General features: G+C 61.8%; 14 protein-coding genes. 4 read left to right on the top strand and 10 right to left on the bottom strand.

All coding sequences use genetic code 11. The features are described 5' to 3' along the window. Nucleotides 1-81 precede the first annotated feature (81 nt). A complete protein-coding gene (locus AC3WMV_RS21890; RefSeq protein WP_103368601.1) occupies nucleotides 82-1035 on the top strand; it encodes a bifunctional helix-turn-helix transcriptional regulator/GNAT family N-acetyltransferase in 954 nt (317 codons plus the stop codon). Here the strand turns inward: AC3WMV_RS21890 and AC3WMV_RS21895 are convergent. Beyond that, the gene (locus tag AC3WMV_RS21895) at nucleotides 1027-1665 is read right to left on the bottom strand and encodes a TetR/AcrR family transcriptional regulator (RefSeq protein ID WP_097090341.1); all 639 of its coding nucleotides are present in this window, start codon (nucleotides 1663-1665) and stop codon (nucleotides 1027-1029) included. The two genes, AC3WMV_RS21890 and AC3WMV_RS21895, sit on opposite strands and share 9 nt — an antisense overlap. A 111-nt stretch (nucleotides 1666-1776) precedes the next feature. Between AC3WMV_RS21895 and AC3WMV_RS21900 the strand changes: the two genes are divergently transcribed. Next, the gene (locus AC3WMV_RS21900) at nucleotides 1777-2433 is read left to right on the top strand and encodes an O-methyltransferase (protein ID WP_097090342.1); all 657 of its coding nucleotides are present in this window, start codon (nucleotides 1777-1779) and stop codon (nucleotides 2431-2433) included. A gap of 26 nt (nucleotides 2434-2459) precedes the next feature. On the opposite strand, the gene AC3WMV_RS21905 is transcribed toward AC3WMV_RS21900, so the two are convergent. Together AC3WMV_RS21905 and AC3WMV_RS21910 are read right to left on the bottom strand one after the other, a co-directional pair. Beyond that, entirely contained in the window at nucleotides 2460-2939 is a 480-nt protein-coding gene (locus AC3WMV_RS21905; protein ID WP_097090343.1) for a GNAT family N-acetyltransferase, read from the bottom strand. Between the two features lie 52 nt (nucleotides 2940-2991). Beyond that, on the bottom strand, nucleotides 2992-3888 hold the full coding sequence (locus AC3WMV_RS21910; RefSeq protein ID WP_178085255.1) for a LysR family transcriptional regulator: 897 nt from the start codon (nucleotides 3886-3888) through the stop codon (nucleotides 2992-2994). Between the two features lie 168 nt (nucleotides 3889-4056). Between AC3WMV_RS21910 and AC3WMV_RS21915 the strand changes: the two genes are divergently transcribed. After that, nucleotides 4057-5067, top strand: a complete 1011-nt coding sequence (locus AC3WMV_RS21915; RefSeq protein ID WP_103368599.1) for a zinc-dependent alcohol dehydrogenase family protein — start codon at nucleotides 4057-4059, stop codon at nucleotides 5065-5067. A 27-nt stretch (nucleotides 5068-5094) separates the two neighbouring features. Here AC3WMV_RS21915 and AC3WMV_RS21920 read toward each other — a convergent pair whose 3' ends face one another. The 5 genes from AC3WMV_RS21920 to AC3WMV_RS21940 all read right to left on the bottom strand — a co-directional run bounded on the left by AC3WMV_RS21920 (nucleotide 5095) and on the right by AC3WMV_RS21940 (nucleotide 11223). Then, on the bottom strand, nucleotides 5095-6114 hold the full coding sequence (locus AC3WMV_RS21920; RefSeq protein ID WP_103368598.1) for an XdhC family protein: 1020 nt from the start codon (nucleotides 6112-6114) through the stop codon (nucleotides 5095-5097). Nucleotides 6115-6124: 10 nt separating this feature from the next. Beyond that, the gene (locus AC3WMV_RS21925; RefSeq protein ID WP_103368597.1) at nucleotides 6125-7477 is read right to left on the bottom strand and encodes a c-type cytochrome; all 1353 of its coding nucleotides are present in this window, start codon (nucleotides 7475-7477) and stop codon (nucleotides 6125-6127) included. 17 nt (nucleotides 7478-7494) lie between these two features. Next, nucleotides 7495-9747: a xanthine dehydrogenase family protein molybdopterin-binding subunit gene (locus tag AC3WMV_RS21930; protein ID WP_103368596.1), complete on the bottom strand. Its 2253-nt coding sequence runs from the start codon at nucleotides 9745-9747 to the stop codon at nucleotides 7495-7497. Further along, entirely contained in the window at nucleotides 9747-10202 is a 456-nt protein-coding gene (locus AC3WMV_RS21935) for a (2Fe-2S)-binding protein (protein WP_011333895.1), read from the bottom strand. The genes AC3WMV_RS21930 and AC3WMV_RS21935 overlap by 1 nt, the downstream gene beginning before the upstream one ends. Before the next feature lie 88 nt (nucleotides 10203-10290). Continuing rightward, on the bottom strand, nucleotides 10291-11223 hold the full coding sequence (locus AC3WMV_RS21940) for an AraC family transcriptional regulator (RefSeq protein WP_103368595.1): 933 nt from the start codon (nucleotides 11221-11223) through the stop codon (nucleotides 10291-10293). 206 nt (nucleotides 11224-11429) lie between these two features. On the opposite strand from AC3WMV_RS21940, the gene AC3WMV_RS21945 reads away from it, so the two are divergent. After that, nucleotides 11430-12626, top strand: coding sequence for an MFS transporter (locus tag AC3WMV_RS21945; protein ID WP_103368594.1), 1197 nt, complete (start codon nucleotides 11430-11432; stop codon nucleotides 12624-12626). A gap of 30 nt (nucleotides 12627-12656) precedes the next feature. Here the strand turns inward: AC3WMV_RS21945 and AC3WMV_RS21950 are convergent, their stop codons facing one another. Both AC3WMV_RS21950 and AC3WMV_RS21955 read right to left on the bottom strand, forming a co-directional pair. Then, nucleotides 12657-13655, bottom strand: a complete 999-nt coding sequence (locus AC3WMV_RS21950) for an NADP-dependent oxidoreductase (protein ID WP_103368593.1) — start codon at nucleotides 13653-13655, stop codon at nucleotides 12657-12659. A 67-nt stretch (nucleotides 13656-13722) separates the two neighbouring features. Further along, on the bottom strand, nucleotides 13723-14592 hold the full coding sequence (locus AC3WMV_RS21955; RefSeq protein ID WP_103368592.1) for an alpha/beta fold hydrolase: 870 nt from the start codon (nucleotides 14590-14592) through the stop codon (nucleotides 13723-13725). Nucleotides 14593-14623: the final 31 nt, after the last annotated feature.

Here is a 14623-nt window from a genome sequence, read left to right on the forward strand (position 1 = left end):
TCGCCCGGAGTCGTCGGCTTCTTGCACCGTCATATTGAAATATGGTTGTATAGTACAACTAAATTTCAGCGGTGATGTGTCATGAGTATCCCTACAGCCTTGATCGAAGAAATCCGTACAGCGTCGCGCACGATGGTGCGTGAATTCGGTTTCCTGCGCGCCACCCTGGCGGCGACCGACTATTCCGCCTCCGGCGTGCACGCATTGCTGGAAATCGAGGCCGGGGACGGCGTCAGCGCTGCACAGCTGGCGCAAAGCCTTGGTCTGGAAAAGTCCAGTGTCAGCCGCATGGTCGGCAAACTGATCAAGGCCGGGGAGATCGAGGAGCGTGCCGCCGAGGACGCGCGGGTCAAGCATCTGCACTTGACGCCGCAGGGCCGGCAGACCGTCGCCGACATTCATGCCTATGGCCAGGCCCAGGTCAGCAAGGCACTGGACACGCTCAATCCGTCGCAACAACAGAGCGTGGCGCAGGGCCTGTCAACCTACGCGCATGCGCTCAAGACCATCCGTTTGGGCGCCGACCGGCCACTCACGCCGAACCTACACATCAGCGCCGGCTATCGCCCCGGTCTGATCGGCCGCGTGGCGCAAATGCATGCGGATTATTATTCGCGGCATTCCGGTTTCGGCGCGATCTTCGAAAGCCGCGTCGCCCGTGAAACGGCGGAGTTTGTCGGGCGCCTCGATCAGCCCTGCAACCAGATCTGGGCAGCCACGCTTGATGAGCGCATCGTCGGCTCGATCGCAATCGACGGCCAGGATCTGGGCAACAATCAGGCGCATCTGCGCTGGTTCATCCTCGACGACGGCTGCCGCGGCAGTGGCGTCGGCCGGCAACTGCTGAGCGCGGCAGTGGAGTTTTGCGATCAGCAGGGTTTTGATGCGATCCAGCTCTGGACCTTCAAGGGCCTAGACGCCGCGCGCCGACTGTACGAAGCGGCCGGGTTCGAATTGACCATGGAAGAGCAGGGCAGTCAGTGGGGTAGCGTGGTGACGGAACAGCAGTTCACCCGAACAGCCGTCTCACGCTGAAGGTTGATTCAGCGTCATCACGTAGGCGCTGAACATGTCCGCCAGCCGGTCGGCGAAAGCCGTGATTTCCAGATCGCTGCGCGCAGTGCCGGAAAAGTCTTTGCCCACCGAACTGAGCGTGGTCAGGATCAGATCGCAGGCCGCGATGCGGGTTGGCTCATCGGATTCCGGCAGCAAATGCTGCATGAACGTGGCGAAGATCTGCCGTCCGGCCGTGCGCACTTCGTGGGCCTCGGGCGCATCGCGATACAGCGGCGCCGCGTCATTCAGCGCACCGCGCATCTGCGCTTCCTCGCACTCCGAACGGATGAAAGCCTGCACCAGTGTGCGCAGACGCGTCAGGGGCGGCTGTTGATGATTTTCCAGAATCTGCTGCAGCATCTGCGTGGTGTGCAGCCACTCATCACTTTGTAATCGGAACAGGATCGCCGCCTTGTTGGGGAAGTACTGGTACAGCGAGCCGATGCTCACGCCGGCCTTTTCCGCGACCCGTGCGGTGGTGAATCGGGGCGCGCCATGCTCGGTCAAAACCTGAATAGCCGCCTGCAGAATCGCCGCGACCAAGTCAGTCGAGCGTGCCTGCTGCGGCTGTTTGCGCGAGGAAATACGGGCGGTCTGACGATTGCTCATGGGCGGCTCGGGCCTCGGGGGAAACGCGAATAGCGGATCGAGTGAATCACTTGCATCATTTAAATGCGACGAATCACTCGCATCTTAATCCCCCATTGACGGAAAGCAATCATGACCACCCTGACTTCTGAACCATTGGCCAGCCTGATCGAACGCCTCTACAGCCAGGCCAGCGCCGCCACCAGCCCGGTGCTGGAAACGGTGTCGGGCGAGGAGCGCGAGCGCCTGATGCACAGCAAGACCGAGTACCTGCAACTCTACGCCATGCTCAAGGACCTATGGCTGCCGGTCTCGCGCGACACCGGCAAACTGCTGTACATGCTGGCGCGCAATACCAAGGCCAAAGCGATTGTCGAGTTCGGCACCTCGTTCGGCCTGTCCACTCTGCACCTGGCGGCGGCACTGCGCGACAACGGTGGTGGCGTGCTGATCGGCAGCGAATTCGAACCGTCGAAAATCGCCCTGGCTCGCCATCACTTCATCGAGGGCGGCATCAGCGATCTGGTGGAAATCCGCGAAGGCGATGCTCTCGTCACACTCGCCAGCGACCTGCCGCCGTCAGTCGATTTGCTCCTGCTCGATGGGGCCAAGGCGTTGTACGGCGACGTGTTGAGGCTGGTGGAAAAACACCTGAAGCCTGGCGCACTGGTGGTGGCGGATAACACCAACTATTGCCCGGAATATCTGGCCCACGTGCGTGCGCCACAGAACGGTTACCTGTCGGTGCCATTTGCTGATGACATCGAGCTGTCGATGCGACTGGGCTGAGTCCTGCCCACCCCAGGGGCAAACCACTACAAACGCATGCCCATTTCGACAGCCCGAGTCTCAAAGCCGAACTCCGCATACATCCGCGCGGCACGGTTATTGAACGGCCAGACGTTCAAACGCAGATCCTGGGCATCCTGTTCGATCGCCCAGTTTTTCACCAGATTCATCAGCCCACGGCCGATGCCCTGTCCCGAAAACTGTTTGGCGACACACACCGAGCCGATGCGAACGACATTCTGCGGTTGCATCAACGGCCCTGAACTGGCCGACAGGCTGGCCGTGATAAACGCCGCAGGTTGATCGTCGACATGGGCGATGAACACAACGTGACCGGGTTTCTCGAACAGCGCTGACCAGTGGGGCAGGTCGCGGGAAAAGTCCGCGGTGGGAGGGGCATAGATGTCGGGGCGGGCAGTGTGATGCACGTCGTTAAGCAATTGCCCCAGCTCACACATGCTCAACGCGTCTGCGCTCGTCGCGGTGCGGTAAGTGATTTGTTCCATGTCGTGCGGTGCTCCTTGATTACGCGCAAGCCGCGAACGGCGCTGTTGATCGTTATTGTTCCAGCCAGTCAGGATAGATCTGCACAAAGTGCTGCTGCAGCCATTCGACAAATACCTGAACTTGCGCAGCCAGATGCGTGCGGCTGGGGTACAGCAGTGATACCGGGCGCGGGGTGGGCCGATAGGCGCTGAGGATTTCCACCAGGGTGCCGCTGGCCAGATATTCGGCCACGGTGATGCCTGGCGCCTGAATGATTCCAAAGCCCGCTACGCCGCACTGCACGTAGGCATTCGACTCGGTGACGGTGATGCCGGCGTTGCTGATGAACGTGCGGTCTTTGCCTTTGACCGAGAAGTGCCAGGGCAATGTCCTGTTGTTTTGGCCGGAAAGAAAATTCACCCCGCGATGGGCATTCAGATCGTCGAGTGTCCGCGGTTCGCCGTGTTCCTGCAGATACTCGGGGGCTGCGCACGTGACCATGGTCGCCATGGCGATCGGGCGAGCGATCAAGGTCGAGTCCGGTAACTCGCCAATTCGTAACGCGCAGTCGATGCCTTCACCGATCAGGTCGACCGCCCGATCAGTCACGCCCAGCACCATGTCGATCCCGGGGAAGGCGCTGGTGAAGGTTTTCAGGTTTTTGATGAAGTCCAGTTGCGCGAACGCGGTCGGGATATCGACCCGAAGCCGGCCTTCGAGCGTTGCTCCGCTGCGGTCGAACATCGAAGTGGCGGCCGAGATATCCGCGAGAATTTCCTGCACTCGCTCATAGAACAGTTGGCCTTCGGTGGTGAGCGCGACTTTTCTGGTGGTGCGCTGAAACAGACGCACACCCAGGGATGTTTCCAGCTCCTGGATGTAACGGGTGACCTGGGGGCGCCCGATGTCCAGCGATTCGGCGGCTTTAGTGAAGCTGCCGAGCTCGGCAAGCCGAGCGAACAGTCGCATCGATTGCAGCAATTCCATGATCGGGACCTGACGGAATTCAATTGTTGCTTGAGGATAGAATAATCATGTGCCTTTTTGCGTATTTATTGCGCGAGCCCAACAGCGAAAGATGTGCCCAGGCAAACCCTTGGTGGTTTGCAGCCATTGATCCGTTTTTGGAGATTCGCAATGAAAGCCTGGTTACTGAAAGATTTCGGCCTCGACAATCTGCACCTGGAAGAGACAGCGACCCCGCAGCCACAGTCCGGCGAATTGCTGGTAAAGGTCGGCGCCGTGTCCCTCAATTTTCGCGACAAGGCGATCGTTGACGGCATCTACGAGCCGCACATGGTGCCCAAACCGTTGATTCCGGTGAGCGACGCAGCGGGCACCGTGGTAGCGGTGGGTGACGGCGTCAGCCGCTTCAAGGTCGGCGATCGGGTCAACTCGCATCTGTATTCCCGCTGGCTGGATGGCGAGCCGGGGCCGAATGAACCGGACTACTGCTTTGGTTCGCCGTTGCCCGGCGGATTGGCCGAATACATGATCATCCACGAAGACAGCGCCGTTGCCGCGCCGGACAACATGAGCGACGAAGAGGCGGCGACGTTGCCGATTGCTGCGCTCACGGCGTGGTACTCACTGGTCGACTTTGGACAGATCCAGCCCGGTCAGACCGTGCTGGTACAAGGCACGGGCGGGGTGTCGATTTTTGCCGTGCAGATCGCCACGGCGCTGGGCGCCAAAGTGATCGCCACATCGAGTAGCGAGCACAACCTGCAAGCCGTGAAGGAACTGGGAGCGGTCGCGGGCGTGAACTACAGAACGACACCGAGCTGGGCCGATGAAGTGTTGCGGCTGACTGACGGCAAAGGCGTGGATCTGCTGCTCGACGTGGCCGGTGGCAACGGCATCAATCAGTCGGTTGCAGCGACCAAGGCTTCCGGGCGCATTGCACAAATCGGCTTTTTGACCGGGCAGACCGTTGCACTCAATCTGATGCCGCTGATTTTCCGCCAGACCACCATTCGCGGTATCGCCGTGGCACCGCGCTCATCCTTCGACCGAATGAACGTCTTCCTCAACCAGCACAAGATTCGCCCGGTGATCGATCAGGTGTATCCGTTCGAGAAAGCGCGCGAGGCGTACGAGCATCTGGCGAAGGGCGCGTTTGGCAAAGTGGTGATCAAAGTCGCCTGATATAGGCACAGGGCCAGGCAACGGGGCTCAATGCGATTGCGCCAGACCCTGTTGCGCCTTGGCTCTGGCAATCGAAAACGCCTTCGGCAGGCTGGCGCCATTCTTCGCGGCCAGGATCTCGGCCATCACGCTGACCGCGATTTCCGCCGGTGTCTTGCTGCCAATGTAGATGCCGATTGGCCCGTGCAGCCGTTCGAGTGATGCCTGGGTCTCACCAAAATGCTCGATCAGACGTTCGCGGCGCAGTTGGCTATTGCGCCGCGAACCGATGGCGCCGATGTAAAACGCCGGGCTGTGAAGAGCTTCGAGCAGTGCCAGATCGTCGAGTCGCGGATCATGGCTCAAGGCGACGATGCAGGTGCGCAGATCAACCGCGAAGTCGCGCACCACGTCATCCGGCATGCCGATGATCCGCTCCACACCGTTCACCGCCCAGGTTTCGATGTATTCCGCACGCGGGTCGCACACCGCGACCTTGAAGCCGTTGAACAGGGCCATGGTCGCCAGATACTCGGCCAGCGCGCCGGCGCCGATCATCAGCAGCCGATACCCCGGCCCGAGGGTATTGAGCATCTGTTGGCCGTCAAAACTGAATTGCTCAGGAGTCGCCGTGGCTTGCAGTGTGACCTGGCCGCTATCCAGTGCCAGGCAGCGGCGCACCAGTTGCCCGGCATCCAGTTGCACCAGCAGTTCGTCCAGCATCTGGCACGACGGGTTGAACTCCAGAATCAGCTCAAGCGTGCCGCCACAGGGCAAACCGAAACGATGTGCCTCGTCGGCGCTGACGCCGTAGCGCACCACCTCGGGCGCCGCGTCGTTGAGGCCGCTGCCGCCATGCGCGGTGGTGTAGCGCTGGATCAGGTCGTCCTCGATGCAGCCGCCGGACACGCTGCCGATCACGCGCCCGTCGTTACGCAAGGCCATCATCGACCCTGTCGGGCGCGGCGAAGAGCCCCATGTGCGCGCCACCGTGGCGAGCAACACTTGCTCGCCGGCGGCGAGCCAGTCCCGCGCGGTGCGCAGGACCAGCAAGTCGATGCTTTCCATCAAAGTTCCTCTAACGCATTTGCAGGATGATCGGGCTGCTGCTGGCCGGATCCGTACGTTCACGCAGCTTGTTGACGGCCTGCGGTTCAATGGCACCGCCCTGATTGCCCCAGGTGCTGCGCATGAAGGTCAGCACTTCAGCGATCTGTTGATCCGATAACTGTTCACGGAACGCCGGCATGCGATAGGCGTCCGGTACTCCGGCGGCCACCACCCGTTGTGAACCGTTGAGGGTGATGTTGATCGCGGAGGCACTTTCCTTGGCCAGTGCCGAGGTGGCGCCGGCCAGCGGCGGCATCCATTCTGACTGGCCCTTGCCGTCCAAACCGTGGCACGAAGCACAGCGCGTGACGTAGGTATGAGCACCGGGCGCGTCCAGACGTTCCGTCGCCGAAACCGCCTGGTACTGCCATGGCTGGCCGTCGCGCTGAGGATCCCCCGGCAATGACTTGAGATAGCGGGCGATCGCGGTCAGATCGTCATCGCTCATGAACTGCGTCGAGTTGTTGAACGCCTCGGTCATTGAGCCATAAACCACTGCATGTTTGTTACGCCCGGTCTTGAGGAACTGCACGATCTCCGGTTCGCTCCAGCGGCCCAGACCGGTGTTGTGATCATCACGCAGGCTCGGCGCGTACCAGCCATCGAGCAAGGCGCCGGCGAGGTACGGCGTGGCGGATTCATCCAGAGCCTTCTCGTTGAACGCCAGACCGCGCGGCGTATGGCAACTGCCGCAGTGCCCGGCGCCTTGCACGAGATAAGCGCCGCGATTCCACACGGCATCCTGCGACGGTTTGTCCACGTAAGGTTCGGTATCGGCAAACACACCGTTCCACAACGCAATCGGCCAGCGCAGGTTCAACGGAAAAGGAATCGCACTCGGGATATTCGCCTGCTTGACCGGTGCCACGCCTTTCATGAAAAACGCGTACAGCGCTCGCACATCGTCGTCACTGAGCTTGGCGTAGGACGGGTAGGGCATCGCCGGGTACAGACGACGGCTGTCGGGTGCCACGCCGTGGCGTACCGCACGGTCGAAGTCCGCCAGGCTGTAGCGACCGATGCCGGTTTCCGGCTCCGGGGTGATGTTGGTCGCGTGGATCGCGCCCAGTGGTGTGGCCATTTCCAGACCGCCAGCGAACGGCGCACCGCCCGGCACGCTGTGGCATGCCACGCAGTCGCTGAGTCGGGCGACGTATTCGCCACGAGCGACCAGCGCCGGGTCGATATCGGCCACGGCGGTGTGGTTGTTTTCAAGGCGCGAGACAGGCTCGCGGGTGACATACCAGGCCAGCAGGCCTGCCGCGACCAGGCACGGCACTGCCAGCCAGCCAGCGGTTCTTGCGAATCGGCTGTTATTCATGGACGCTCCGGCGCTGATCAACTGAAGGTGTGTCGGCTCATGGGCAGGCTGCGCACCCGTTGCCCGGTCAGCGTTGCCACCGCATTGGCGACGGCGGGCGCGACAGCGGGCAACGGTGGTTCGCCGATGCCGCCCATTTTTTCCCCGCTCTCGACAACACGCACGTGGACCCGGGCCATCCGCGCAGGCGGCAGGATCGGATACAGGTCGTAGTTGCGCGCGCGCGGTTTGCCATCAATCCACACGGCTTCCTCCACCAAAGTCTGCGACAGTCCCAGCGCCACCGCGCCATTGACCTGTGCTTCGACAATCGCCGGATTGACGATGCTGCCGGGGTCGATCGCCTGCCAGATGTCGTGCACCTTGACCTGACCGTTCTCGATGGAAACCTCGGCGATCACCGCCGTCTGGGTACCGAACGGCGACGCCATCGCCACGCCTCGCGCACGTTTGCTGCCGTCCGTCGCGATGAACGGCCCACGCTTCCAGCCACCCGACAGCTCGCCCACCGCTTGCAGCAGCGTGGTCAGTCGTTGGTTGTCGCGCAGCAGATGCAGGCGCAATTCGAACGGGTCCTTGCCGCCCTTGTCAGCCAGTTCGTCAAGGAACGATTCGTAGAAGAAGTCGTTGAGCGAATTGCCCACCGAACGCCAGTAACCCAGCATCGCCGGGCCTTTGGCGTAGATCTGCGCGATGCGCTTGTTGGGGATCGCATAGGACTTGCCCGACAAGCCTTCAAGCGCCGTCGGGTCGAGTTTTTCACCCTGTTTGCCGGCCAGCGCCTCGGTCGGGCCTTCGGTGGCGCTGATTGCTTCGATCGCCAGCGGCCAGCCGTCGTTGTCCAGCGCGGCGCGGAAATTCACGGCGGCTACGGGACGCAGCACGTCGCGCAGAAACTCTTCCTCGCGACTCCAGATCAGTTTGACCGGGCGGCCAACCGCCTTGGACAACTCGATCGCCTGCGGGTAGGGGCTGGCGGCGTCGTAGAGGAAGTGCCGACCGAAGAATCCGCCCAACAATGGCGAATGCAAGGTGATGCGCGACGGATCCAGCCCGGTGCGTTTAGCGATGTCGGCACGAAACATGTCCGGCGCCTGATTCGGCAGCCAGACTTCCAGCGAACCGTCCGGATTGAATCGGGCCAGCGCCGACGGCGGCTCCAACTGGCCGTGGTTCAGGTACTGGTTGTGGTAAGTGGCGTCAATCCGCGTTTTGGCGCTGGCCAGAACTGCAGCCACGTCGCCCTCATTTTCATCATCCCTGGCCGGGCCTTTGTCTTCAGCCAGGCGCTTGAGCCAGGCATCACTGGAAAAGTCCGCAGGCATCGGCCGTACCTTGCTGTCGGCTGTTGGTTCCTGCCAGTCGACCTGAATCGCTTCCACTGCACGTTTGGCGTGCCACCAGCGCTCGGCCACCACCGCCACGGCCCCCGGCAGGCGATGCACGGAATGCACGCCTTTCATTGCCTTGACCTGCTCTTCGTTGCGCAGGTTACCCACGGTCATCCCCAAACGCGGGGCATGTTGAACGGCAGCATGCAGCATGTCGTCGACCTTCAGGTCGATGCTGTACAGCGCTTTGCCCGTGGACTTGTCGTAGGCATCGACGCGCTTCACCGGTTTGCCGATCCAGCGGAACTGGCTCGGATCACGCAGTTGCACCGAGGCCGGATCGGGAACCGGCAGATCCATGGCGTGTTCGGCCAGTTCGCCGTAGGCCAGCGAGCGGCCCGACCTGGCGTGCACGACTTTGCCGGGTTCGGTGCTCAGTTCGCTGACCGGCACCCCAAGTTTCTGCGCACCGGCCTGCAGCAGCATGGCGCGGGCGAGGGCGCCGAGGCGGCGCATCACCGGGTAACTCATGCGCACCGACATGCTGCCGCCGGTGATGCGCATACCGTTTTCCATCACCACATAGGCTTCGCCGGGCGGCGCGGCTTCGACCAGGAATGTCGACGGGTCGGCATCCAGTTCTTCACCGACGATCTGCGCCATCGCGGTGAACGTCCCTTGCCCGCCTTCCATGAACGGGCAGAGCAGGCGCACGCGGTTGTCCGGGCGAATTTCCAGAAACGCCGGCACCTGCGTGCCGCGCTCGGCAGTCGCGGCTGCCACTGCCGCTTGCACGCGCGTCGTGCCCAGTGGCAGGCCGAAACCGAGCACCAGTGCGCCGACGGCAGTGCCGGTCAGAAAACGTCTGCGCGACACGTTGATCGGTTCATGCAGAGCCAGTGCTGATGCTTCCTGAGCAGGATCGATACGCACGTTCATCAGGCATCTCCCTTGCCGGCCAGCTCATGCACAGCGGCATGAATGGCGTTGTACGTGCCGCAGCGGCACAGGTTGACCATCGCCGCCTCAATCTGCGCGTCACTTGGCTTGGGGTTTTGCTTGAGCAGTGCCGTGGCGGCCATCACCTGCCCGGACTGGCAGTAGCCACATTGGGCGACCTGCAGATCAACCCAGGTCGAGACCACCCGTTTGCCCACTTCATCGGCCTCGATCGCCTCAATGGTGGTGACCTCGCGGCCGACCACACCGGCCACCGGCGTGACGCACGAGCGCACCACGTTGCCGTCCACCAGCACGGAACAGGCGCCGCACTGCGCCAATCCACAGCCGTACTTGGTGCCGGTCATGCCCAGATCATCGCGGATCACCCACAGCAGGGGCGTATCGGCGTCGGCATCGACCTGATAGGTTTTCTGGTTGATTCGTAGTTCCATGGTTCACCCGCTCGATCATCGGTTGACGTGCATTTTTATAAGCGGTGAAACGCTGCGAGGCGCCTCACCGGTAAAGCGTGTTCTTTGTTCAACTGGCCGCGTTGCCCAGTGCTTCTGCGGCGAAGGGTTCGCCACGCAGCAGCGCGATGTCCCGACTGGGTGCGGTGCCGTACAGGCGTGCGTATTCACGGCTGAACTGCGAGGGACTTTCATAGCCGACCGCAAACGCCGCTCGCGAAACGTCCAGACGCTCCATCAACATCAGCCGGCGCGCCTCGTTCAATCGCAGCCATTTCTGGTACTGCAGCGGACTCATGCCGGTGAGTTGGCGGAAGTGATGGTGAAAGGTCGGTGCGCTCATCTGCACCCGCGCCGCCAGCTCATCGATGCGCAGCGCCGCGGTGTAGTTGACCTTGAGCCAGTCGATGGCTTTGGCGATGCGATAACCCTGGCCATCGACGGCCGTGATCTGCCGCAGCCGCGCGCCTTGATCGGTATGGAGCAGCCGATAGTGGATTTCCCGCAGCACCAGCGGCGCCAACACCGGGATCGCCTCAGGCTCGTCGAGCAATGTCAGCAGGCGCTCGAGCGCGCCTTCCAGAGCGGAAGACATGTTGCCAATGCCAGCGCCGGTGTTCGTCGACGGCTGCCGTTTCGCAGGCAAGCCACCTTTGCTGAGGATCTCGGCGAGCATGCCGACATCCAGCTTCAGCACCAGCCCGACACAGGGCTGTTCGGGGCTGGCTGCAAGCACTTCGGAATTGGCGGGCAGATCCAGCGAGGTGACCAGAAATCGCGAAGGGTCGTAGCTGTAGCCCTCACCGCCGACCCACAAGCGCTTTTCCCCACGGCCCACCAGAATCAGGCTCGGCTCGATCATGCACACGCTCGGTGGCGCCGGCTGATCGCGACGAAACAGCGGCAGGCCGGGTATCGACGTGGCGAAGTCGCCCGCTACGCTCACGCGCGAGTCAATGTTCAACGCCAGAGGTGATTGGTGGCGCAGCGGGGTAGGGATCATGTCGGGCAACTCCTGTTGAACGAACTCTAATCCGCTGCACAGGCGATTCCTATACACCACCCTGCATCCTCAGAGGATCAGGCAAGCATTCAAGAGGAATGCACTAGGGCAGAGGTGAATCGACCGGGAGAATGTGTCAAACCATTACAGGAGAGCCGCGATTCGACAACGCGATCCTGACGCCTCTCGCAATACAGGTAGTTCCCATGACTTCCCTTTCTACAGAACAACGCGGCTGGAGCGCCGTGCTGGCCATGTCGCTGGCCGCCTTCGCCCTGGTCGCTTCAGAATTCATGCCGGTCAGTCTGCTGACGCCGATTGCCGCCGAACTGCACATCACCGAGGGCCAGGCCGGGCAGGGGATTTCCGTGTCCGGAGCATTCGCCCTGGTGACCAGCCTGGTGATTGCAGCGGTCGCTGCTCGTGTCGAGCGCAAGAAGCTGTTGCTGGGTCTGACCTTGCTGATGATCGTCTCGGGTACGGTGGTCGCATTCGCGCCGGGCTATCCGTCGTTCATGTTCGGGCGGGCCCTGATCGGCATCGCCATTGGCGGTTTCTGGTCGTTGTCGGCGGCAACCGCGATGCGTCTGGTGCCGCCTGACCAAGTGTCCCGGGCACTGGCGATCGTCAACGGCGGAAACGCGCTGGCGACGGTAATTGCCGCTCCGGCGGGGAGTTTCCTCGGCGCGTTGATAGGCTGGCGCGGCGCGTTCTTCTGTGTGGTTCCGGTCGCTGCGCTGGCGGCCGTGTGGCTGCTGATCAGTCTGCCGTCCTTCAAGCTCGAGCGTCAGGCCGGTAGCGGCAACGCCCTGCGGCTGATGAAGCAATGGCCGGTCGCCTTGGGGATGGTCGCCGTCAGCGTATTTTTCATGGGGCAGTTCATGCTGTTCACCTACCTGCGGCCCTTTCTGGAGGGGGTCACCGGGGTCAGTGTTGCAACCCTGTCGTTGATGCTGCTGGGGCTGGGGCTTGCAGGCCTGATCGGGACCTTTGTGATCGAAAGATTCCTTGGCACTGGCCTGTACCGCACGCTGACGGTTATCCCGTTGATAATGGCGGTCATTGCACTGGCGCTGGTCAACTTCGGTGCTTCGCCGTTGCTGACTGCGTTGCTGCTCGGACTCTGGGGGCTGGTCGCCACGGCGGCCCCCGTGGGCTGGTGGACATGGCTGGCGCAGACGCTGCCGGAGGATGCCGAAGCCGGCGGAGGCTTGCTCGTGGCCATCGTGCAACTGGCAATCGCCGCAGGGGCCATCGTCGGTGGACTGGCGTTTGATCTGAGCGGTTATAAAGCCACCTTCGAACTCAGCGCGGCGGTGTTGGTGATTGCGTCGGTGCTCGCCTGGTTAGCGGGACGCAGTGCAACTGAAGTTCATCTGGTCGAGTCGAACGCGGCCGGTTGATCAGTTCAGCCGGCCGCCGGGGGAACGTTGTCATTTGAGCGTAACGACGACCTTGCCCTTGGCGCGCCCCTGCTCGACGTACTTCAACGCCTCTGCCGTCGAGGCAAACGAGAAGCTGCGGTCAATCACCGGTCGGATGATTGCCTCCTCGACCAGCGTGGCGATTTTTTGCAGTTGTGCACCATTGGCCCGCATGAAGACGAACGTGTAGTTGACCGCCTGCTTGCGCGCCTTGCGCCGGATACCGAAGCTGAGCAGGCGCATGACCTGTTGCAGTGGCCAGGACAAGCCTTGTTCTTGTGCGAACTGTGCTGTGGGCGGGCCCGAGATGGAAATGAGCTGGCCGCCGGGCTTCAGGACCTTGAGTGATTTTTGCAAAACGTCCGGGCCAAGGCTGTTCAACACCACGTCGTAGTCGTGCAGGACGCTTTCGAAGTCTTGCTGTTTGTAGTCGATGACCAGATCGGCCCCCAGTGCCTTGACCCATTCGACATTCGCGGTGCTGGTGGTCGTGGCGACGAAGGCGCCGAGGTGTCTGGCCAACTGGATGGCAATGCTGCCAACCCCACCGGATCCCGCGTGAATCAGTACTTTCTGACCCTTTTTCAGTTGTGCGGTTTCGATCAGTACTTGCCACGCCGTCAACGCGACCAAAGGCAGGGACGCGGCTTGCGCCATGCTGGTATTGACGGGTTTTCGGGCGACCGCGTTTTCGTCCACGGCGATCAATTCGGCAAACGTTCCGATCCGCGTTTCCGGCGGGCGAGCGTAGACCTCGTCTCCCGGTTTGAACTGCGTCACCTGTGAGCCAACCTCAACCACGACACCCGCCAGATCATTGCCCAGTATGAGCGGTAATGCATAGGGCAGAATCAGCTTGAACTCGCCACTGCTGATCTTCGAATCCAGCACATTGACGCTGCTGGCGTGTACCTCGATCAAGACATCACGGGCACCCACCACAGGGGCAGGCGCTTCGCCAATGCGCCCGGTGTTCTTTCCATAGCGATCAATCAGAAATGCTTTCATCGTAGTGCGGCTCTTGACGGTTGTAAGGAGGGTAGCTGGCGCGTTGCGGTGTTACTGCGCCGTGTCGTCAGGCGTCGAGGAATGCCTGCACCTTGGCGACAAAATCAACGCAGTGCTGGAAAATCCCGCCGTGGCCGGCATCCTCGTAAATCACCAGTTGTGCGTTGGGAATACGCCTGGCCAGCGCCATCGAGTTGACGCTGGGCACCATGATGTCGCTGTCGCCGTTAACGATCAGTGTGGGTATGCGCAAGCGTCCGAGGTCTTGCGGCGGCTGTTGGCCCCACGCGGTGATCGCTTTCAACTGGCGCAGAAAAGCGCTCGGTGTCGGGCCTTTGTCGCGATTGTTTTTGCGTGCTTTCAGGCGTTGCAGATACTGCGACGCAGATCGACGGCCATTGGCTGTCGAGGTGAAGAACAGGTAGACCTTGGGATCGCGAAAGGTCAGCAAGCCTTTGAGGATCAATGGCCACGTCACCGAACCGACTCTGTCGATGCCGTCGCCACCGGCCGGACCGGTACCGGTCAGAATCAAGCGACGCACCCGATCAGGCGCCTTCAGGGCAATGTCCTGAGCAACGAAGCCGCCGAGCGAGAATCCCAGTACATCAACGGTTTCCAACCCCAGTGCCCGGATCAACTGAATGGCATCGTCTGCCATTTCTCCGACAGTCATTGGCGCGGTTCCACCAGAGCCGCCAATACCGCGATAGTCAGTGGTAATGACGCGTCGGGTTCGTGCCAGGCCATCAATGATCGCGGGATCGAAGTTGTCCAGCACGGCGCCCCAATGGTTGAACAGCACCAGCGGCACGCCGATCGCGGGGCCGATGTCGCGGTAAGCGAAGCGAACGCCGTTGACCATGATCGACTGGTTCGCCGCGTTGCTGAATGGCGTCGACGCGCCAGTGTGGTTATTTGCCAGGATTTGATTCATTTCTGCTCCGGATCGCGGGCCGGATTCGATG

The sequence above is a fragment of the Pseudomonas sp. FW305-3-2-15-E-TSA4 genome (genome assembly GCF_058787295.1).